Genomic DNA, 19,991 nt, shown 5'->3' on the forward strand with positions numbered 1-19,991 from the left:
CGCGGTCATGCCGCCGCGCCCGAAAGGGTCTCGTTTCAGGAATTCTGCCGCCGCATCAGCAGGAATATGAAGGGTGCGGCGAGCACGGAAACGATGGCGGCAAGCGCGAAGGAGGCCTGATAGCCGAATTTTTCGGCAATCGCGCCGGCACCCAGGCCGCCCGCCATGCTGACGATGCCGTCCATGCACTGGAAGAGGGTGAAGTCGACCCCGGCCTGCCGTGGGTCTGACCAGCCCATGAAACAGGCGTAGAGCGCTACAAAGCCGATGGACATGATGCCCGAGGAGCTTGCTACCGCAACCGCCATGACCACCCATTGCGAAACGTCGCGATGGACGCTGAAATAGGCGAAGACGCAGAGCAGCGCCGTCTGTACGAAGATGGCGACGAGCAGAACCCGCGATGCGCCGTAAAGCCTGACCAGCGTGCCGCCGAGCAGCGCACCGGCGAAACCGATAATCATGCTGCCGACACCATTCAATGCGCCGATGGTGGCTAGATCAAAGCCATAATCGACCAGAAACGGGCCGAGCATAGCGAGCCCCCATTTCTGTGCGGCGACATAAACGGCCGCGACCAGAAGGCCGGTGCGCACCTCGCGCCGCTTCAGCGCGTTTCTGATGGAGGGCAGGTGATCCCGCGTCTGCACCACCGTTTTTGCCGCCGGGCCGAACAGGAAGGGCAGGGCAAGCAGGATGACCAGTCCGGCCATCACAAGCGTGGCGCTCGTCCAGCCGGACCGCTCCACCAGCACCAGAAAAAGGCCCGCGCCGATGGCCGAACCGAGATAGGAGCCGCCCACCTGTGCGGCATTGCCCCAGCCGTGATGTTCGGCCGCCAGTGTTTCGACCGCATAACCATCGCAGGCTATATCGACCGTCGCGGTCACCAGCGCGATCACCGACAGGATGACGATTGCGACGGAGACCGGCGAAGGGCCGGTGAAGGCGAGGGTGGCGAGGCCGCAGGCGCAGGCGGCGATGCCCGCGCCGACGATTATCCGCGAACGGTTCCTGCCGACCGGCGGCAGGCGGTAACGCTCCACATGCGGCGACCAGAGGAATTTCAGCGCCCAGGGCAGAACGACGAGATAAAGCAGGCCGATCTGGTCCAGCGGCAGGCCAGCGGTTCTGAGCACTGCGGGCAGACCGAGAAAGGTCAGCCCGCCAATGACGCTCTGGCCGACATAAAGCCCGCCGACCGCCACGAAGACGGCGGCGGGTGACGGTCTTGCTGCGAGGGGGTTCTGCTGCAGCATCAGAAACGATACCGGATGCTGCCGACGATCTTGCGACCCTCGTCGTAATAGCAGAAGCCCGTGGTGCAGACCTGCTTGACCTCGTTGAGGAGGTTGGTGGCGTTGACCTGCAGCTTCACACCTTCCAGCGAGGGCAGGGCCTTGCCGAGATCGTATCGCAGCGAGGCATCGACGAAGGTGCGGGATTCATTGTCGAGAATGGGCGTGTGCTGGTTGTCGCCGAAGCTCGATCCCACGTAACGCAGGCCCGCGCCGATGCCGAGGCCTTCCAGCGCGCCGCCCTGGAATTCATAATCGGCCCAGAGCGAGAAGGTGTGGTAGGGCGAGGAATTGAGCTGCCTGCCAACTGTTTCCGACGTCAGCTTGGTGATTTCGACGTCGTTATAGGAGTAGGAGCCGATAAGGCTCCAGCCATTGTCGAGCGAGGCGGTCGCTTCCAGTTCCACCCCGCGCGAGCGCAGGTCGAGCTGCCGCAGCAGGTTGATGCCGGACGAGGTTTCGTAGACCGTGGCATTGTCCTGATCGAGATTGAAGAAGGCGGCGCTCAGCAAAGCGTTATATTGCGGCAGGGCATATTTGACGCCGAGTTCATATTGCTTGCCGACCGTCGGCTGCGCCTGGCCGGTGACCGTTCCCGTGGTGATGATGACGCCCGGATTGGCGACGAAGGAGGTGCCGTAGCTGACGTAGGGCATCACGCCGCTGTCGAAGACATAACCGAGGCTGGCGCGGCCCGTCGTTTTCGTTTCATCGCCATCATAGGTGGGAGCCGCTGCCGCACCCGCGGTCTGGGACTGATATTCTGTATCCAGCCAGTCGTGGCGGATGCCGGCCGTCAGGCGCCAGCGATCGATTTCAACCTGATCCTGCGCATAGATGCCGAGGGTGTTCATCCTCTGCTTCAGTATCAGCGACACATCAGGCACATAGGTGAAGGTGTCGGTGAAGGGGCTGGCGCCGTTGCCCTGTTTCGATGTGTAGGACATGTGGCTGAAGTCGATACCCGTCAGCAGCGTATGTTTCGCCGGGCCGGTGTCGAATTCGGTCTTCAGGTAATTATCGGCGGAAACGCCTTCATTATCCTCGATGGTGATGCCGGGATAATTGGCGAAGACCCATTGCTGGTCGGCCGAAAGGGCGGAGTAACGCGCCTTGCTGTAGAAGGTGACATTGTCGTTGATTTCGTGCTCGAACTCATAGCCAACACGCCATTGTTTCTGCTCGAAGTCATTAAAACGGGAATCGCCGCCATAAACCGGCGTCGCGCCGGTTGATTTGCCGTCGCTGCCGTAGTTGTTGATGTAACCCCAGGTGCCGCCGGTGGTGCTGTCCATATATTCGCCGAGCAGTGTCAGCTTGGTGCCGGCATCCGGCTGGAAGGTGAAGGCCGGCGCGATGAACAGCCGGTCGTCCTTGATGGCGCTGATTTCGTTGCGTCCGTCGCGGGCCACGCCGGTCAGGCGGTAAAGCATGGTCTTTTCGTCATCGACAGCGCCGGAAAGATCGAAAGCGCCCTGCACGCGGCCGTAGGAGCCATATTGCAGCTCCACCTCCCGCAATGTCTCCTCCGTCGGGCGCTTCGAGATGATATCGACAATGCCGCCGGAGCTGCTTGCGCCATAGATGGAGGCGGCCGGGCCGCGCAGGATGGAAACGGCTTCCACGCCATAGGGCTCAAGCCGGGCGCTGCCGTTCTGACTGCTGACCTGCCGCAGGCCGTCGCGGAAAATGCCTGTGGTGCTGAGATCGGTGCCGCGCACCTTGAAGGCGTCGAAGCGCGGCTCCGCGCCATATTGGCCGATGCGCGCGCCGGGCGTGTAGTTCAGCGCTTCGGAGAGGTTCTGCGGCTTCAGATCATCGAGCTGCTTGCGGCTGACGGTGGTGATCGACTGCGCGGTTTCGGCAACAGGCGTATCGGTCTTGGTGGCGGTGCGGCCGGATTTGCCGACATAGCCATTGCTCTCGATGATGCCCCTGGCGCCTTCAAGGCCGGTGCCCTGCACGGTGATTGGCGCAAGCAGGGTGCTGCCGGCGGCGGCAGAACCGCCGCCTTCACCGGTCTGGCCGGCGGGATCGAAAATGCGAACCGTATTGCCGCCGGCCAGCGCATAGTTCAGCCCCGATCCGGAGAGAAGCCCGCTGACGGCCGCCGATACGTTGAGCGTGCCCTTGACGCCCGCCGTGCTGCGGCCTCTGGTGATCGCGGAGGGGTAGACCATGCGCAGATTGGCCTGGCGGCCAAAGCTGAGGATGGCGTTTTCCAGCGGCCCTGCGGGAATGGAGACGGTGACGGTCGCGGATGCGCCGCTTGCGGCCGGCGGTGTCTGCGCGCTGGCGGTCGTGGCGCCCGGACCTGCCGCGACGATACCGCCTATGATCGCCGTCGTCGTCAGCCAGAACCAGCCACGCGCCTGCTTGCCCAAATTCATGTCATTCCCTCTCACTCGTGATCATGCCGCCCGCTGAAACGGGTCCTGATTGCCTAGAGTGAAAAGGCGGGCCGCCTCCTGACGTCGGAGCCGCAAAAAAGTTATTTTTATCTGGAGCGCACGAAAACCAGCATTCCGGAAAGCCGTGATACCGAAACGGGAAGGCTTTCTTCGAGAATGATGAGCGCCTGATCCGTATCCTTCAGGTCGAAAATGCCGGAAACGCGCTGTTTCGCCGCCGCCTCATCGAGAATGACGATACGACCCCGGCGATATTGCGAGAGAATATCGAGAACCTCACGCAATGGCTGGCCGGAAAAGACGAGCTTGCCCTCTCGCCATGCCATGCTGTTGGCAACATCCTTGCGGGCGCGCACCAGCCTGCCGTCGCCACCAAGGGTCACGGCCTCTCCGGGCGTGAGCACGGCGACCTCGGCCCCTGTCGTCACCTCCACCCGGCCTTCCTCCACCTGCACCTCCTGCGGCAGTGCGCCATTGCCGGTACGGACCGAATAATGCGTGCCGAGCGCTTTTGCCGTCAGCGCTCCATCCTCCACGATGAAGGGGCGCTCCGGATTTTTCGCGACATCAAAATAGGCCTCGCCGCGAAGAAGGGTAATGCGCCGTTCCTTTTGCGAATAATGGACGGCAATTGCCGTGTCGGTATTCAGGCTGATACGGCTCCCGTCTTCCAGCGCCAGCACGCGCGTTTCGCCGATGCCGGTGTAATAATCCGCCTGCCAGCGGTCCTTTAATCCGCTTTTTTCCGCAAACAGCGCCGCAAGCCCGATGAGGCAGAGACCGGCCAGGCCCGCAAGCATCGCCCGGCGGGCCCCTCGGCGTTTTTGCCGCTCGGCCGGCGCAAGATCGATCTCGGCGAGTTCTCCCCAGAGGCTTTGCATTTCCTCATAGGCGGCAGCATGGGCGGCATCGGCCCGCAGCCAGACATGAAACGCCGCGCGCTCCGCTTCCGTCGCATCTTTTGATTGCATGCGCGCCACCCACAGCGCGGCCTCCTCGGCCAGACCGTCATCGGTCAAGCCGTCATCCTTCAGACCGTCCGGGCGCTCATTCATGTCCTGATCTGCCGTTTGTTGCGTGCTGATGTGTATTCCTTTTCCCTTATAGAGTGAAAAAGGATGCGAACACCTGATGCAGGTTTACATTTTTATTTGCACGCGGACCTGACGGCAGTGCAGCAGCGCCTTGATAATGTGTTTTTCCACCATGTTGCGGGAAATGCCGAGCCGGGTGGCGATCTCGCCATTGGAATGGCCATGCAGGCGGCTGAGCACGAAGACCTGCTGGCAGCGTCTCGGCAGGGCCTCGATGGCCCGTGCCATCAAAATCAGGTGCTGCCGTCCGGCGACGATCCGTTCCTGCCCCGGCTCTTCGCAGGCAACGGCAAAACCCGCTTCGTAAGGGGCGAATAACGGCCGCTCGCGCGACTGGCGAATGGCCGTCAGGCGGGCGACGGACCGGGCGATCTGGAAGAGATAGGCCTGCGGATTGTCGATCAGCGTGGCATGCGAGACTTCCAGCGCCCGCAGCAGGGTTTCCTGCATGGCATCGGCGGCATCTTCCCGGTTCTGCAGTCGCCGGCGGAAGAACCGCATCAGGCGGCTTTCCTCCTCGGCATCGAGAACCTGTAACAGGGCTTTGCTCATCAATCGACCCGGTGACGTATTGGCTTGTCGCATGATGCGGCTGCGAATATACGCGCCGCCTCATATCGCAAGAAACATGATTATTATGATCATGTTTACTGCCATCGGGCCTTTGCTGCCAGCCCGTAAAAACCCGGGGGCCAAATTTGCCTCACGTTTCCGTGATGATTGTTGCGGGATTACATCAGGCCGCTTGGGCCAGCCTACAGGAAATAGCGGACTCTGAGCGGCAGCAGCGCAGCGCCGATTGCAGAGGGATCGCCGACCGTTTCGCTAAGAACCAGTTTGGCCTCCTTCGGGCCGACGCCGTAACGGTGTTCGCGCTCCGAGGGCATGTGCGTGCGTTCGATCATCATCTGGCCCAGCGCGTGCGGCAATTGCCCGCCGAAGACGATGGCTTGCGGATCAAGAACCGAGATCAGGCTCGCCACCAGACGGTCCACCTGCGGCATGGTTTCGGTCAGCCATTCCTCGACGCCCGGCCATGCGGGGTCGAACTGCTGGTAAAGCGCCTCGATCGAATGGATGTCGACGCCGTTTTTCTGCAGGGTGGTGATCAGATATTGCAGGGCGGGACGTTTGGGCGCTTCGTCCGGGCTGTATATGCCGCTGAATTCGCCGGCATTGCCGTGAAAGCCGTGAAAAGGCTGGCCGCCAAGGATCAGTCCACCACCGAAACCGTAATTGAAGGACAGATAGGCGAAGGTCTGGCACCAGGAGCCGACGCCGCGCAGGCTTTCGCCGATCGCGCCAGTGGTGGCGTTGTTTTCCAGCCAGACCGGCAGGCGGAACCGTTTCTCAAGGATCGGCTTCAGGTCCATCAGCGACCAGTCGCGCAGAGGTTCCGGCGCATTAAAGGCGCGGTCTTCCGACACGAAGAAGCCGGACATAGAAAAACCGAGGCCAAGCAGACGCTTGCGCGGGATGCCGCGTTCCGCCAGCAACCGCTCCAGGGCCAGCGACAAGGCGGCGAGCGTCTCCTCCCGGTCCTCCGGAAGCATGTCAAGTTTTTCCTCGACAATCACGTCGCAGCGAAAATCGGCGATGCAGATCACCACGGAGTCGGTGTTGATGGAAATGCCAAGCGAATAGGCCGCCTCCGGCACCAGCTCGATTGTCGGGCTCGGCTGGCCGCGCGTGCCCTTGAGCGGCGCGCCGGTTTGCAGAATCCCGCGCTCCTGCAGACCTTCGATCAACCGGTGCACGGATTGCTGCGTGAGGTTGGTGTGGCCGGTGATCGATGCACGGGCAATGGGGCCGTGGCGACGGACGATATCGAGAATAAGACGCTCATTCTCGCTGGCAAGCGGCTGGCGGTCGAAGCTCTGGTGCGGCGTCTGATCTGTTGTCATGGCCTTGGATAACGGCTGTGCGGGGCGGCGGCAACACGGGGCTTTGGTACACGGGGACATTATTCCCAGCCCTTGTCATAAATAATACGCTTTATGTGTATTAATTGAAGGCGACAAAATCAGCCGACCATGAAACCTGAAAGTCGACCCATGCACCGAACCCTCGCTACCTCCCGAAATACCTCCAATCCCTGCAATGTGCTTGCACTCTGCTCGCGCGACAATCCGGCCATCCTGACCATCGCCCACCGTGGTTTCTGGACTGCTACGGCAGAAAACTCACTTGCCTCCGTCCGGGCCGCGGTTGCGGCGAGTGTCGAGATGATCGAGATCGACACGCAGGTGACGGCCGATGGCAGGCTGGTCGTCATTCATGATGAAACGCTCGACCGCACCACGACGGGCAAGGGGACCGTGAGCGCGCTGCCTTTCGAGGTGGTTCGCGCAGCAAGGCTGAAGGCCGGCGCGGGTGGCGATGCGGCTGACGTGACCTATGAATGTGTGCCGACACTGGAAGAACTGCTGGAAGAGGCACGGGGCAAGATCACCGTCAATATCGACATCAAATTCACCCGCGATCTGCCGCAAGTCATGGAAACCGTGCTGCGGCTCGGTGTTGAAGACCAGGTGCTGGTGAAGACCGATATCGATCCTGAGGCCAGCCGTTTCGAGGTGCTCGATACGGACTGGTTCGGCAAGATCCCGCATATGCCGATGTTTCCGGTGAGAAAGGGCAGGTTTGCCGAGGATCTGCGCCGCATCGAGGCATTGAAGGCGCCGATGATCGAGGTGAAATTCACCGATATTGCCGATCTGGCCGAAGGCCGTGCCGAGATGGAGCGTCAGAATATCCGGTTGTGGATCAACACGCTGGATGTCGCCCATTGCCTCGATTTCAACGATACGCGGGCGCTCAAAGAACCGGAGGCGGTGTGGGGCGCACTCGCCGAGGCCGGCGTCGGTGCGATCCAGACGGATGAGGTCGAAGCTTTCGCCAGCTGGCTGAAGATGGATGCCGGCAAGCATGGGCACGATGAACGAGCGCCTTGAAGGCGCCGTCGCTACCGTCGAACAAGCGACGAAGCACGTCCTTCGCTTGTTCGACGCTATCGCCACACGGTGAAGTCGCTATCGGACGTCACCCCGCCTGAGCCAGCGCAATTGCGTCAGGGCCAGCGGGAAAACGGAGCTGGCCGGACACATCATGAACGGCGCTCCAGATCGCTTCGGCGACGTCCTGTTCGCTGGTCGTCATGGCCGGTTTGGCGAAGCCTTCGAGAATTGGGCCTGCGAAGTCCATGTAATCGTCCGGCAGCAGCTCTTCCAGCGGAAGGATGGCATTTGTCGTGAAACGGGTGGTTGGTGCATAGCCCGGTTCCACCAGCTTCACCCGGATGTTGAAATGACCGAGCTCATGGGCAAGCGAACCGGAGAAACCTTCGATTGCCTGCTTGCTGGCGGTGTAGGCGGCGGCGAGCGGAAAGGACGCGAGCGTGGCGCTGGATGTGACGTTGATGATCGCGCCGGACCGGCGCTTTCGCATCTGGGGAATGATCGCCTGCGTCATTGCCATCACACCAAAGCTGTTGGTGTCGAAGATCGTGCGGATTGCCGACATTGGCGTTGCTTCGAAAGCGCCGACCATGCCGATGCCGGCATTGTTCACCAGCACATCGACCGGACCTGCCGCATCGATCAGGGCCGCGATGCTTTGCCCGTCCGTCACATCCAGCGGCAGGACGCGCAACCGGTCATTATTGCCGCCGAAGCGATCGGGATCCGGACGCCGCATGGTCGCAACGACATTCCAGCCACGCGAGAGGAAAAATTCGGCGGTCGCCTTGCCATAGCCGGATGAGGTGCCGGTGATGAGGATCGTCTTGGTCATCATAAGTCTCCATTATTCGATATGACCTGACATAGACGATGTGTTCTGGATGATGTATGCTCTGGACACCGTAATTCATTATTGATCGTCCAGACAGTGGATCCTCTTAGCGATATCATCGATCTCTTACGGCCCAGCGCCGCCGTTTCAAAGCCAATCTCCGGCCGGGGCCGTTGGGGTGTGCGTTATCACGCCTATGGCGCGCCGGGTTTTGCCGTCGTTCTTGCCGGTGCGGCATGGGTCATGATCGATGGCCGGGAGCCCCTGCGGTTGACGAAGGGTGATTTCCTGCTTTTACCCTCCACGCCCGCCTTCTCGCTTTGCAGCGATCCCGACGTCGACTCTATTCCGGTCGAGCCGCAGGGCCGGGCGGTGCGGCATGGTGAACAGGAAGGGGAGCCTGATTTTGTCGCGCTAGGCGGAAGCTTCATGTTCGAGCGGGTCAATGCGGCGCTTCTGCTGTCGCTGATGCCCGACCTGATCCATGTACCGGCGGGCGAGGGCGGAGCATCCCGGCTGGCGCGCCTGATCGAGTTGCTGTCGGAAGAATGCGTGCGCGAGGATGCGGGCAAAGAGCTGATCATCCGGCGCATGCTGGAGGTTCTGCTGGTTGAAGTGCTGCGTCGGCCGAACGCGGGCAGCGAGGCAATTCCGGCGGGGCTGGTGAAGGGGATGCGTTTGCCCGGGCTTGCCCGCGCATTGTCCGCCATGCACGCCAATATCCGTGCGAACTGGACCGTGGCCGAACTGGCCGGGATCGCCGGCATGTCGCGCTCGGCTTTCGCAGCGCGTTTTAATGAAATGCTCGGCTGCGCGCCGATCGAATATCTGGCCCGCTGGCGGATGGCGCTTGCCAGAGACGCGCTGATGCGCGGGGTAAAGTCCCTCGATCATATCGCGGAGGAGATCGGTTATGAATCCGCCAGCGCATTCAGCACCGCTTTCCGCAAAAGAAACGGTGTCGCTCCTGGCATCTTTGCCCGCGCAAATGGCGACAGACGCCGACAGCAGGCAATTTTTCTCTAGCAGTTGCCGGTCATGGCGATAAGGGTCGTCCCGGTTTATCGCGAGGGAGGGGCGGAATAGGCGCGTTCGCTCCACAGCAGGGCTTTGCTCAGCGGATTTTTGACGGCTTCGATGATGCCGCCCAGGAACAGGATGTGGTCTGCGGCATCGATGGAACCGACAAGTTCGCAATCCATGGATAACAGCGCATCGGCAAGCCTCGGGTTTCCTGAAGGCCAGATATCCCAGCAGCCGATGGAAAACCGGTCCCGCAGGTTGCCTTTTCCCGCAAACACGTCGGCAACTTCTTCCTGCCCTCTGGCAAGCGCCGAAACAGAGAAGCGCCTGCTTGCGGCGATGAGATCTACCATGCGGCTGCTGGCGTCGATGGAGATCATCAGAAGCGGCGGCTCAGCGCTGAGCGGCATGAAGGAGGTGATTGTTCGCCCGACCTGCTCTCCGGCGTGGGCGGCCGTGGCCACAGCCACGGTGAAGGCAAGGCCGGCCATGGAATCCTTGAATTCACGCGGGGAGATCATCGCAGACGCGCAGGCTTTCAGTGGAATATGCGCGTGATTGACGACGCCGCCGGCGATCAGCCTGAAATTATGAGACATGACGTGCCGGGCTACCCGCCCGCTCCCGGATTTTCTGAAAAAATTGATAGTTTTGCTGCAGCACCATTCATGATGTCGGCATTGTCAGGCGGGGACCTTTTCTCGTACACGCGCGGCCAGATGCCGGAATAGTGGCGATTGAGGTCGAGCCAGACATGCAGTCCCGCTTCGGTATCCGGCCGGATCGCCGCGGCGGGACATTCCCCCTCGCAGATACCGCAGTCGATGCACTGATCGGGATGAATGACGAGCATGTTCTCGCCTTCGTAGAAACACTCGACCGGACAGACTTCCACGCAGTCCATGTATTTGCAGGCGATGCAGTTTTCGGTGACGACGTAGGACATGGGGACGCTCGAATGGAGTTGCAGCCGGACGGCGGCTGTCCGGCTGCGCCTGATCCGACCGGCCGCCCAGGGCAGCGGGACCAGCCGGATCTGTGGGGCTCAAATCAGAGGCGCGTGGCGACCGCCTGCCAGTTCACCAGTTTGTCGAGGAAGTTTTCGAGGTATGCGGGGCGCTTGTTGCGGAAATCGATATAATAGCTGTGTTCCCAGACATCGCAGCCTAGCAGCGCCTTCTGCCCGAAGCACAGCGGGTTGACCCCGTTTTCGGTGCGGGTGATTTTCAGCGAGCCGTCGGTATCCACCACCAGCCACGCCCAACCTGAACCGAACTGGGAAGCGCCGGAGAGGGCAAAATTTTGCTTGAACAGCGCAACCGAGCCGAAGGACTGTGTCAACGCGTCTTCCAGCACCTTCGGTATCGCGTGGTTTTCCGGCCCCATGATTTCCCAGAAGAGATTGTGGTTCCAGTGCTGGGAAGCATTGTTGAAGATGCCGGATTGTGCCACCACACCCTTCTCATAGGTGCCCCGGATGATCTCTTCGAGGCTCCTGTTTTCCCATTCTGTACCGGTAATCGCCTTGTTGAGATTATCCACATAGGCCTTGTGGTGAAGATCATGATGGAACTTCAGCGTCTCCTCGGACATGCCCGCGGGGGCGAGCGCATCATGGGAATAGGGGAGGTCGGGAAGCTGGAAAGCCATGGGGTGTTCCTTTGTCACTGTTTGCTCAAGGGCACGAAAAAAGCCTTGCGAAAACAAGGTGACAATATGTCTAGAACTTCAACCATGGTTGAGGTCAAGCGGTTTTTTGCGCCGTCAAGAAACGCGCGCTGTCGGGCAGGTTTCGTCATTCCAGCCCGCGGGCGGCGGCTTTGGTTTGCCTTGGGTCTCGCGCTCTAGAACTTCTTGCTGACGCCAAGTTTCGCGCCGGCCGATGTTTCCCCATCACCCTCGAAGTTGAGAAGCAGTGCTGCATCAACCGACCAGTTTTCCACCGTCTCCATGGAAACGCCGGTTGTGATGGAGCCAAACGCGCCGGTTCCGTCGAGACCTGAAACACCGACCGTACCGCCGAATTTCGGCGTGACGATCGAGCCGTTCTCAAGCGCCACCTGACGGGCGACCTCCGCGCCGAGGCTGACGCGCAGCTGTTCTTCCCGGAAACCCTCGAGATCTATCCTGTCGCCGGCGCCATTCGCCACGGCGTAATCGTCAACGGTCTCGGAAAAATAGACACCGCGTAGCTTTGGCGTGAAGGTCGTGACGTCATCGATATCCCAGCGTCCGGAAATCGATGTGTCGAACAGCCAGCGTGTGGTGTCGAAAGAGCCGTCCCAGAAGGGCGTATCAATGTCATTCGCGGAGCCACCGTAGAGAAGGCTGCTGTTCCAGAAGATTCCCTTTGCGATTTCCAGTGACGCATTGGGTCCGACGAGCCATCCGTTACCGGTCAGTTCGTTTTCGCCATCGGTGGGGTCGGTCATCCGGTCGAAATGGAAGGAGAAACCAAGCAGGGCTTTGTTGGAAATCAGGTAGTCCGCGCCGGCCGAAATCTTGGCGAAACTGCCCCACTTGCTGCCGGATTCCTCGCGATTGTGGACGAGGAACGTACCGTCGAGCCAGATATTGAATTCCGGCAGTTCGCTCTCCGTCACGCCGTCGGCCTTGTTGCGCGCAGCTTCGATCTGGGCCAGGCTGGTCGAGAAACCAAACACCATTCCGTCACCGGACGGTGCCGCACTGGTGGTCACGGCCTCCGTTGCATTGGCCATCTGCCGGCGCTCCAGAAGGCCAGGTATCTTGACGGTTGAGGCGATGAGGTTCTGTCTCGTGCTGACGAAACCATGCACCAGGTCGTTGATCTCATTTGCCACCTGAGCGGCGTCATAACCCAGCTTGTAGGTGATGGTGCCTTGATTGGATGAACCAAGGGCACTGGTGAGGCGAAAACCAACCCGTGCCTGACCGGAAAACGCAGGGTTTGGAATGAATTTCAGATAAAAGCCGGTTGCCTGCGGGCCGTGTGCCTGTGCGAACTCGCCATTGACGATGCTTGCCCTGCCCGCATTGGGCGGACTTACGAAGGTCAGGTCCGCTGCGGTAAACGGGCCGCCGGTTGCGCCTGCGGCAAGATTGACATTGGGCGGCGCCGCGCCGGGGGCGACGGAAATTTCCCTGTCTGTCACATTCACCTCGCGCGGGGTAACCTTCAGCGTATAGGCGGCTGAGAGGGCGTCGCCGCGGGCGTCGCGAACCTGGACCGTAAAGCTGTAATCGCCTTCAGTCTCGGTTTCGAGCGGTCCTGTCAGTTCGCCGGTCGAGAGGTTCAGCACCAGGCCGCGCGGCAATGTTCCGCCCGCAAGACTGTAGATCAGCGGCGCGGTGCCGCCGGAGGCCGTAATCGCCTGGCTGTAGGCTTCGCCAGCCATTGCGTCTTTGAGCGCGCCGCCGGCGGGCGACAGGGAAAGCGCGCCCGGCGGCGGTGTTACCGTAATCGTAATCGTTGCAGTGGAACTGCCGGCAGAGTTGCTCGCCGTATAGGTGATGCTGTCGGGACCGGAATAGCCGCCGGCAGGGCTGTAGGTCAGCGCGACGCCGGTGACCGTTGCCGTCCCGTGCGACGGACCTGCAACAACGATGATCGTATCAGCCTGACCACCGGACAGGTTCAGCGGGACAGGATTGCCGCTGCTGTCGGCTGCCACGGTCACTGCGCCGTCGGTTGCGATCGGCGTAATGTTTATCGGGCCGTAGGTGACGCTATTGTCCGAACTTGTGGACGCCTCGTTCCCAAGTCCCGCCGGTGTCGTCACGCTCCCCGCCGGGATCGTTGCCGTGACGGTTCCCGCCCCGCTCATGCCAGAGACCGCAATGCTGTAACTGGGGCCGGATCCCGTTATCGCCACGCTGGTGGCGCCGGCGGTGCCGGAAAGCTGAACGTCTGCAGAAGAAAAGCCCACAATGGGTTTGTCAAAAATGACGTCGAACATGATTGGAGAACGGGACGTCGGGTCAGCCTGGCTTGCAGTCTGGTTGATCGTGACGGTCGGTTTCGTCTCCACCGTGTGGTTGGAGCCGGAGCCGGTTCCCGTGCTGCAACCGCTGCCGCCCGAATAGGATGCGCTTATCGGATAGGTGCCGGATGCGAGGCTGGAGGTGCGAAACGTTGCTGAAGACGCCGCACTGACCGGGGCTGTGGGTAACAGGCCGAAACTTTCCGATTGCGACCCGATCGAAATGGTGACACTTCCTGGAGGCGATTGGCCGGCGTTACAGCCCATTGAGGAAACCGTAGCAGTGACGGCTACTTCCTCTCCGGGCTGGGAAGGGTTTGGTGACGATGTCACCGAAATGATAACAGGTCCCCCTGCGGCAGCACGGACCACCACCGTGTTGCTTGTCATGGTCACGCTGCCATTGCCGCCAATTCGTGTACCGGTGAAAGTCGCAAAATCAGAGAATTGCCCCGACATAACATCGAGGGAATCCACAGAGTAGGTTGCGGTGCATGTCAACTTGTTCGGGTACTCGAGACCACCGCCAAGGCTCGGACAGGACACACTTGCACCCTTGATCGAGGTTGAGGTGGGATTGATGCCCGTAATAGTGTAAGAACCGGGGTCGATAACGTAATCAAAACGGATCACGTCCCCTTCGGCATTAAATGTCGCTGGCGAGGCCGAAACCGATACAGACTGGGCCAGGCTTGCTGTTACCGAAAGGGTGACGAGCGCCAGAGAGAGCGACGCCGTCTTCAGGATCGCGTGAAAACTCGACGCCGCACCATGGGCAACATCATTCCACCAACTACGCCCGCTGCCCATATGCCCCCCAGCATTAGAACGTTCGAATATGCAGGCATTGTGCTAAGGATGATTGGAAGTGAGAGTCAACCTGTGCGTGAATAAATCGCAGGTGATTTTTGATATTTACGGATAGCGTGTCGTTTTTGCGCCATCTGAAAGCGAGAAAGTCAGTGAACTCTGGGCAAGATGGTTTTGCTTTGCTTCTGGTGGTTTGAGCTGAAACGATGACGACTATCGCGTTCGTTCTCACATGGCGGGAGGAGCTCATGGCCAGAGCCGTTGGAATTGGTGGCGTATTCTTCAGAGCAGCAGATGCTGCCGGTCTGGCCGAGTGGTATGAAAAACATCTCGGCATCGACGATCTACATAAATCCGTGTGGCATCAGGAGGCTGGGGTGACGATTTTTGGGCCTTTCGCCAGAAATAGTGAATATTTCGGTCGTGCTGAACAGCAATGGATGATCAATTTCCGGGTGGATGATCTCGATGCTCTTATCGCGAAGCTCACGGCAGATGGCGTCGAGGTTGAAACACGCGCCGAATGGGATTCGGAGGTGGGACGCTTCGCAAGGATACATGATCCGGAAGGTAATCCGGTGGAATTGTGGGAGCCCGCTCGGAGCTGACGATATTTGTGCCCCGCACGGATCTAACTGGAAGGTGAGTGCTTTCCCTCGCGCCAGGGTTGACGCCGGATCGATGGCCGCGCTGTTTCGATATGGGCTTCCGAGGAGGGCGGTCGCTCAGATTGGGATAAACACAATTCTGAGCGGCAGATTCTGATCTCTGTCCGGCGCGTCATGCCTTCTCAATCAATTGCTCATATGCCTTGCTGCACGATCGGCGCCCTCAAAGCCCAAGAAACTTGAAAGGTTCGGTGTCCTTCAGGCTCTCATTCGCCATACCCGAATAGATATGGATCTGATTGGGGCCGAGATCGAGTTTCTTGACTGCGCCGGTTTCTTTCGAGAGATCGAGTTTCGTCATGTCGATCCAGAAGATATTAGGCGTCAGCGCCGATTCGAAGAAATAGAGTTTGCGTTTGTGATCTATCACCGTGCGCCAGCGGGTGGAGGAAATATTCGGCTGGTCCGGCGTGGTGATGCCGTAGGGAACGGAGACGTTGCGGATGACGCTGAAGACGCTCGCGATGGCTTCGACAGGGTTCTCGCTCTTGGGAATGGCATTGGCGTAGAAAGAGGCGCGGGCAAACCGGTCCGATGCGCGGTTGGTGCCCGGCAGCATGACAGTACCGCCGATCTGCTTCCAATATTCGTTGAGCGCCAGCTGGTGGTCGAAGGTCGGCGAATTGGTCATCACCTGATACTGACGGCCGTGATGGATGACCTGCTTGCCATCGATGTATTCAACGATTGCGCTGTCGCCGCTCGCATCCGAAAGGGAAAGGTGCAAGGTCGCCAGGCGTTCTTCGCCCGGCACATTGTCGGTCACGATGGTGAAGGGGTTCTTCTCGAGTGCGCTGACCGCCTCTTCGACGGTCGCGAAATTATCGAGCACATATTGCGCCCAGGCGGCGATGGACAGGCCCGGAGTTTTTCCGTCATAGGCGGGGTAACTCGACTCGACAAGCCAGAGGACGTTTGCAGCAAGTCCGGCTTCATTCATGCCGTCTGTCGTGGAAATATCATAGCCCGACGCGATGACGCTGCCATATTTCGAGGTCCATTTGACCGAATTCGGGCCGGCCTCGCCGGAGCGCTCCATGCCGCGGGGGAAGACCCAGATATTGGTTCCCACATCCGTTTTCCAATCCATCGACCGGGCCGTCATCACTTGATCATTTTCGCCGAGATAAACGAATCGCGTACAGGCTTCGGCAACCGATGTGGTCAGTGTCGCGACAGACAATATTGCGGCAGTGCAGGCGGAAAAAATCGGCAAGGTCTTCAGGCGCATGGAAAAGCCTCCGGTGCTCGCGGCGCACGATACAGCGTATGATAGAAAATCGGACTTGTTGGCGAGAGTCAAATAGGCTTAGCTACGGGCGTTAGTTGGGGGAAGGAATTGCTAAAATTATCAGTTTTTGCGGCCGTTATGGCTTTTTCTGCAACCTCAGCCGCAGCTGCAGACGACGTTGTGGCCGCGCCTGCGAAGGGTGATGGCGGCACCGATTGGGCGTTTCAGGCCACGGGTTATCTCTGGGCGACTGGTTTGAATGGCAACGTATCGCCGTTCCGGCGTGCACCGACGCTCCATGTGGAAAAATCCTTTTCAGATGTCGTGGATGATCTCAATTTCGGTGGGTTCCTCAACATCTGGGGGCGTTATGACCGTTTCGTCCTTTCCGGCGATTTGATGTACGTCGATACCACCGACAGCAAGGCGGCCGGTCCGTTGCCGGCGCTGCAAATTCCGGGTTTACCAACCTTGCCGGCCGGTGCCGCCATCGATGCAAATGTGGACACACAGGAATTCATGGCGACCCTTCAGGCGGGTTACCGAGTCATCGATGCTGACGGATTCTCCCTCGACGCGCTTGCCGGCGCGCGCTTCTGGCACATTTCCAATGACGTTGCGGTCACCGCCAGCCATCCCTTGATCGGCAGCGCTTCCGCCAGCCATAGGGAGAGTTTCGGATGGGTGGATCCGGTCATCGGCGTGCGGGCCTTTTTCAGCCTGACGGACAAGCTGTCCGTTCAGGGACAGGTGGATATCGGTGGTTTTGGAGCGGGATCAGATCTTACCTGGTCAGCGCTCGCAACGGTCAACTACATCTTTACCGACACATTGTCGGGCTCGGCGGGCTTCAAGGTGCTCGATGTGGATTACTCACACGATGGTTATGTTTTTGATTCCCGGCTGAGTGGACCGGTTGTCGGGTTGACCTACCGGTTCTAGTCGTTGACATCACGTTGTCTCGCCACCTTTCATATCCCATCTGAGAAACAATTTTAGTTTCCCCTTAACTTTGGTTTTCATGTGGTCTTGCGGACAAACGCGTGTTGCAATAACTTCTAGTTGTTGCTTGACTCGAGAAACCGCAGGGCTGGAAATTGGTTGGATCGCGCTTAAAATTCACGGATGAAAAATAATATCCATGCCATGGTGTTGGTAGGATTGATTATTATGCGAATTTTTAATGTGTGCGGTTCTTTGAGCAGATGACTAGAGGCTATCGTCTCGTAAAGAAAGTTACTACTTTAACGCTTCTTGGGTCAGATGAACTGATCTATGCACCCGGTAGGGGATCGACAGCAAGGACAGCTGCAGAGTGAAGCATGGGCGGCATTGCCGCGACAAACTTCATTTCAAATGCAGGCCTCCGAAATATGCCACTTGCTGCTTTTATTCCTGGTTTCCGACGGCTAGTCCCTCCTGACTTTTGTCTCGCAATTGTCCCGGCCGCTCAAATCTCAGCCAATTCCCCGAGGAGCGCGGCGAATGGTTTCAAGCGAACCTTTGCCATTGCGATTTTTGCAAACCTGCTCGCGTCAGGGCAGGCAACTGCACAGTCGCCCGCCGATGATTTTTCCCGCCGGCAGGACCAGCAACAGCAGTTGCAGAGGCTTGAAAACCTGAAACAGATAACTCCTGATGGCGTCGCTGGTCGTGAGAGCCGGGCGCCGGGAGGCGACGCGAAATCCGCTGGTCCTTGCTTCGATATTTCACGTGTAGAGATCGAAGGTGCGACAAGGCTGTCTGGCGCTGCGGTCGGAAAAGTGACCGAGCGTTACGATAATCGCTGCATCGGTGTTGCGGATATTACCGCCTTGCTCAAGGCCATTACCGACCTCTATCTAGACAAGGGATTTGTGACTTCGCGCGCTTATGTTCCCCCACAGGATATTGCCGGAACAAGATTGCTGCGGCTGGTGGTAGTCGAAGGCACGATCTCGGATATCTACCTTAATGGCCACCCGGTCGCGAGAAACGGCGCATTCGCGACGGCTTTTCCCGGCGTGAAGGGTGAGGTCGCCAATATTCGCGATATTGAACAGGGGCTGGACCAGATCAACCGGCTGTCATCGAACGACGCGAAAACCTCGATGTTGCCGGGCAAGGAAGATGGAACGTCTATCCTCAATGTCGAGAACAAACCCGCCAAGCGCTGGTACGCGAGCATTTCCAACAACAACCTCGGTCAAGAGAGTACCGGTTACTCCCAGACCAATGTTTCCGTCGGCTTCGACGACCTGTTGGGCATCAATGATCAGTTGGGGTTCTCCTATGGGCGTAGCGGTCCGGACTACCCTTGGGACGACGATGGCCGCGGGCACAGCAACAGCTATTCGGTTAATACAAGCGTACCTTATGGCTACTGGACGTTTTCAACGAATGGCTCCTGGTACGAATATGACAGCACCATTCCCGGCAATTTTGGGCCGATCGAAACCTCGGGCAATTCCGGTCAGGTTGGATTTGGCATAGATCGCGTCATTCTGCGCGACAAGGATTCCATCACGACCCTTAGAGGCGGTCTCACCTACAAGCAGACCGACAACTTTCTTCTCGGCAATCGAATTGAGGTGGGAAGCCGTCGATACACGATTGGCAGTCTGGGCTTGTCGCGTTCACAGAGAATTCTGGGTGGCGTCGTCGCTCTCGATTTTGCCCTTGATAAGGGTCTTGATCTCTTTGACGCCGTGGAGGCCGGAGAGCCGGGGGCGGGCACGGCGGATCCCCGGTTTTTGAAATTCAACACTACCGTCAGCGCGACGCGGCCGTTCGAGGCGGCTGGCCAGCGGTTGGAATTAACGACGCTCCTCAATGCCCAATATTCGCCCGATAACATGTTTGGCGCAGAACAGATCGGGCTTGGTGGCTCCAGCAATGTACGCGGCCTGAGGGAAAGCGTCATATTCGGTAACAACGGATTTTTCAGCCGCAACGAACTGGTTTGGCGGACAATGCCATGGGAGGGCACAAGTCTGGCGCCCGTTCTGGGCGAATTACGCCCATACCTGGCCCTCGATTATGGCCGCGTGTTCTCGCAGCATCGCTTCGATATTCCAGACGGCTATCTCGCGAGTTGGACCGTTGGTGCGAAACTCGTTGGGGGAAACATCAGTGCCGATTTCGGCTACTCCCAGGCATTTTCCAGCAGCGTCAGTAACGGACGCGGCAATCTCATTTTCGCCAGCGTGACGGCACGCTGGTAGGCTTCAAAAGAGAATATTATGGTCAGATCTTCTTTTCACACCCCCAAATTGTCTGTCGTATTCGCGCTGGTGGCGACTGCCAGTGTCGTTTCCGGTTGCGGTGGCCGGGCAGCGCATCCGGTTGCCTCGACAAACCCTGCCGACAGCGCTTTCGATTGCGCCGGCATCAAGCGCGAATTCGAGGCTAACGAACGGCAGGTCCTGGCGACGGTGAAAGAACGATCCGATGCGCAGGGTAAAAACGTCGTCCTCGGTGCGACAGGTGTTCTTCTGTTTTGGCCGGCTCTTTTCTTTATGGATCCGAAATCGCCAGAGAAACTGGAGATCGACGCATTGCGTAACCGCAATCAGGTCCTTGGCGAGATTGCCAAAAGCAAAAAATGCCCGGCCCCGCAGTCGAAGCTGGCGGATGTCTACAAGAAACTCGACGCCAAGCCGTCCCAGGCCGACACGAGCAGAAAAGACCGCTAAGCCCCAAATTCCGTCTGCCACGAGAGGC

At 59.2% G+C, this 19,991-nt stretch carries 17 protein-coding genes; 6 read left to right on the plus strand and 11 right to left on the minus strand.

Features of this window, described 5'->3' with window-relative positions; translation table 11 throughout:
- Positions 1-35 precede the first annotated feature (35 nt).
- The 5 genes from QRN60_RS14420 to QRN60_RS14440 form a co-directional block, all read right to left on the minus strand.
- Positions 36-1,259 carry an MFS transporter gene (locus tag QRN60_RS14420; protein WP_111791527.1) on the minus strand — a complete coding sequence of 408 codons (1,224 nt, stop codon included), beginning with the start codon at positions 1,257-1,259 and terminating at the stop codon, positions 36-38.
- Positions 1,259-3,688, minus strand: a complete 2,430-nt coding sequence (locus QRN60_RS14425) for a TonB-dependent siderophore receptor (protein ID WP_113101035.1) — start codon at positions 3,686-3,688, stop codon at positions 1,259-1,261. The genes QRN60_RS14420 and QRN60_RS14425 overlap by 1 nt, the downstream gene beginning before the upstream one ends.
- A 107-nt stretch (positions 3,689-3,795) precedes the next feature.
- On the minus strand, positions 3,796-4,764 hold the full coding sequence (locus tag QRN60_RS14430; RefSeq protein ID WP_111791525.1) for a FecR family protein: 969 nt from the start codon (positions 4,762-4,764) through the stop codon (positions 3,796-3,798).
- An 84-nt stretch (positions 4,765-4,848) separates the two neighbouring features.
- Positions 4,849-5,355: a sigma-70 family RNA polymerase sigma factor gene (locus tag QRN60_RS14435; RefSeq protein WP_060727276.1), complete on the minus strand. Its 507-nt coding sequence runs from the start codon at positions 5,353-5,355 to the stop codon at positions 4,849-4,851.
- Positions 5,356-5,558: 203 nt separating this feature from the next.
- Positions 5,559-6,707 (minus strand): ROK family transcriptional regulator, encoded by a 1,149-nt coding sequence (locus tag QRN60_RS14440; protein ID WP_113101037.1) that lies wholly within the window; start codon positions 6,705-6,707, stop codon positions 5,559-5,561.
- Between the two features lie 150 nt (positions 6,708-6,857).
- On the opposite strand from QRN60_RS14440, the gene QRN60_RS14445 reads away from it, so the two are divergent.
- The gene (locus tag QRN60_RS14445; protein ID WP_080864484.1) at positions 6,858-7,757 is read left to right on the plus strand and encodes a glycerophosphodiester phosphodiesterase family protein; all 900 of its coding nucleotides are present in this window, start codon (positions 6,858-6,860) and stop codon (positions 7,755-7,757) included.
- Positions 7,758-7,845: 88 nt separating this feature from the next.
- On the opposite strand, the gene QRN60_RS14450 is transcribed toward QRN60_RS14445, so the two are convergent.
- Positions 7,846-8,595: an SDR family oxidoreductase gene (locus QRN60_RS14450; protein WP_080865043.1), complete on the minus strand. Its 750-nt coding sequence runs from the start codon at positions 8,593-8,595 to the stop codon at positions 7,846-7,848.
- Between the two features lie 96 nt (positions 8,596-8,691).
- On the opposite strand from QRN60_RS14450, the gene QRN60_RS14455 reads away from it, so the two are divergent.
- Positions 8,692-9,621: an AraC family transcriptional regulator gene (locus tag QRN60_RS14455; RefSeq protein WP_080867479.1), complete on the plus strand. Its 930-nt coding sequence runs from the start codon at positions 8,692-8,694 to the stop codon at positions 9,619-9,621.
- Between the two features lie 35 nt (positions 9,622-9,656).
- Here the strand turns inward: QRN60_RS14455 and QRN60_RS14460 are convergent, their stop codons facing one another.
- The 4 genes from QRN60_RS14460 to QRN60_RS14475 all read right to left on the minus strand — a co-directional run bounded on the left by QRN60_RS14460 (position 9,657) and on the right by QRN60_RS14475 (position 14,390).
- Positions 9,657-10,217, minus strand: a complete 561-nt coding sequence (locus QRN60_RS14460) for a flavin reductase family protein (RefSeq protein WP_080867314.1) — start codon at positions 10,215-10,217, stop codon at positions 9,657-9,659.
- A gap of 11 nt (positions 10,218-10,228) precedes the next feature.
- Positions 10,229-10,564: a ferredoxin FdxA gene (gene fdxA, locus QRN60_RS14465; protein WP_087746843.1), complete on the minus strand. Its 336-nt coding sequence runs from the start codon at positions 10,562-10,564 to the stop codon at positions 10,229-10,231.
- Positions 10,565-10,668: 104 nt separating this feature from the next.
- Positions 10,669-11,268 (minus strand): superoxide dismutase, encoded by a 600-nt coding sequence (locus tag QRN60_RS14470; protein ID WP_111791516.1) that lies wholly within the window; start codon positions 11,266-11,268, stop codon positions 10,669-10,671.
- A 194-nt stretch (positions 11,269-11,462) separates the two neighbouring features.
- A complete protein-coding gene (locus QRN60_RS14475; protein ID WP_113101038.1) occupies positions 11,463-14,390 on the minus strand; it encodes a putative Ig domain-containing protein in 2,928 nt (975 codons plus the stop codon).
- Positions 14,391-14,638: 248 nt separating this feature from the next.
- On the opposite strand from QRN60_RS14475, the gene QRN60_RS14480 reads away from it, so the two are divergent.
- Positions 14,639-14,998, plus strand: a complete 360-nt coding sequence (locus QRN60_RS14480) for a VOC family protein (protein ID WP_087747122.1) — start codon at positions 14,639-14,641, stop codon at positions 14,996-14,998.
- Between the two features lie 223 nt (positions 14,999-15,221).
- Here QRN60_RS14480 and QRN60_RS14485 read toward each other — a convergent pair whose 3' ends face one another.
- Positions 15,222-16,289, minus strand: coding sequence for a linear amide C-N hydrolase (locus tag QRN60_RS14485; RefSeq protein ID WP_111791514.1), 1,068 nt, complete (start codon positions 16,287-16,289; stop codon positions 15,222-15,224).
- Between the two features lie 138 nt (positions 16,290-16,427).
- Here QRN60_RS14485 and QRN60_RS14490 point away from each other — a divergent pair, with 138 nt between their 5' ends.
- From QRN60_RS14490 to QRN60_RS14500, 3 genes are all read left to right on the plus strand, one after another.
- Positions 16,428-17,231, plus strand: a complete 804-nt coding sequence (locus tag QRN60_RS14490) for a hypothetical protein (RefSeq protein WP_111791513.1) — start codon at positions 16,428-16,430, stop codon at positions 17,229-17,231.
- Positions 17,232-17,611: 380 nt separating this feature from the next.
- Positions 17,612-19,492 carry a ShlB/FhaC/HecB family hemolysin secretion/activation protein gene (locus tag QRN60_RS14495; protein WP_113101039.1) on the plus strand — a complete coding sequence of 627 codons (1,881 nt, stop codon included), beginning with the start codon at positions 17,612-17,614 and terminating at the stop codon, positions 19,490-19,492.
- Between the two features lie 18 nt (positions 19,493-19,510).
- A complete protein-coding gene (locus QRN60_RS14500; RefSeq protein WP_080867317.1) occupies positions 19,511-19,963 on the plus strand; it encodes a hypothetical protein in 453 nt (150 codons plus the stop codon).
- The last annotated feature ends 28 nt before the right edge of the window (positions 19,964-19,991 follow it).

Origin of the sequence: Agrobacterium sp. CFBP2214 (genome assembly GCF_030209895.1) — a bacterium.
Lineage (GTDB): Bacteria > Pseudomonadota > Alphaproteobacteria > Rhizobiales > Rhizobiaceae > Agrobacterium > Agrobacterium radiobacter.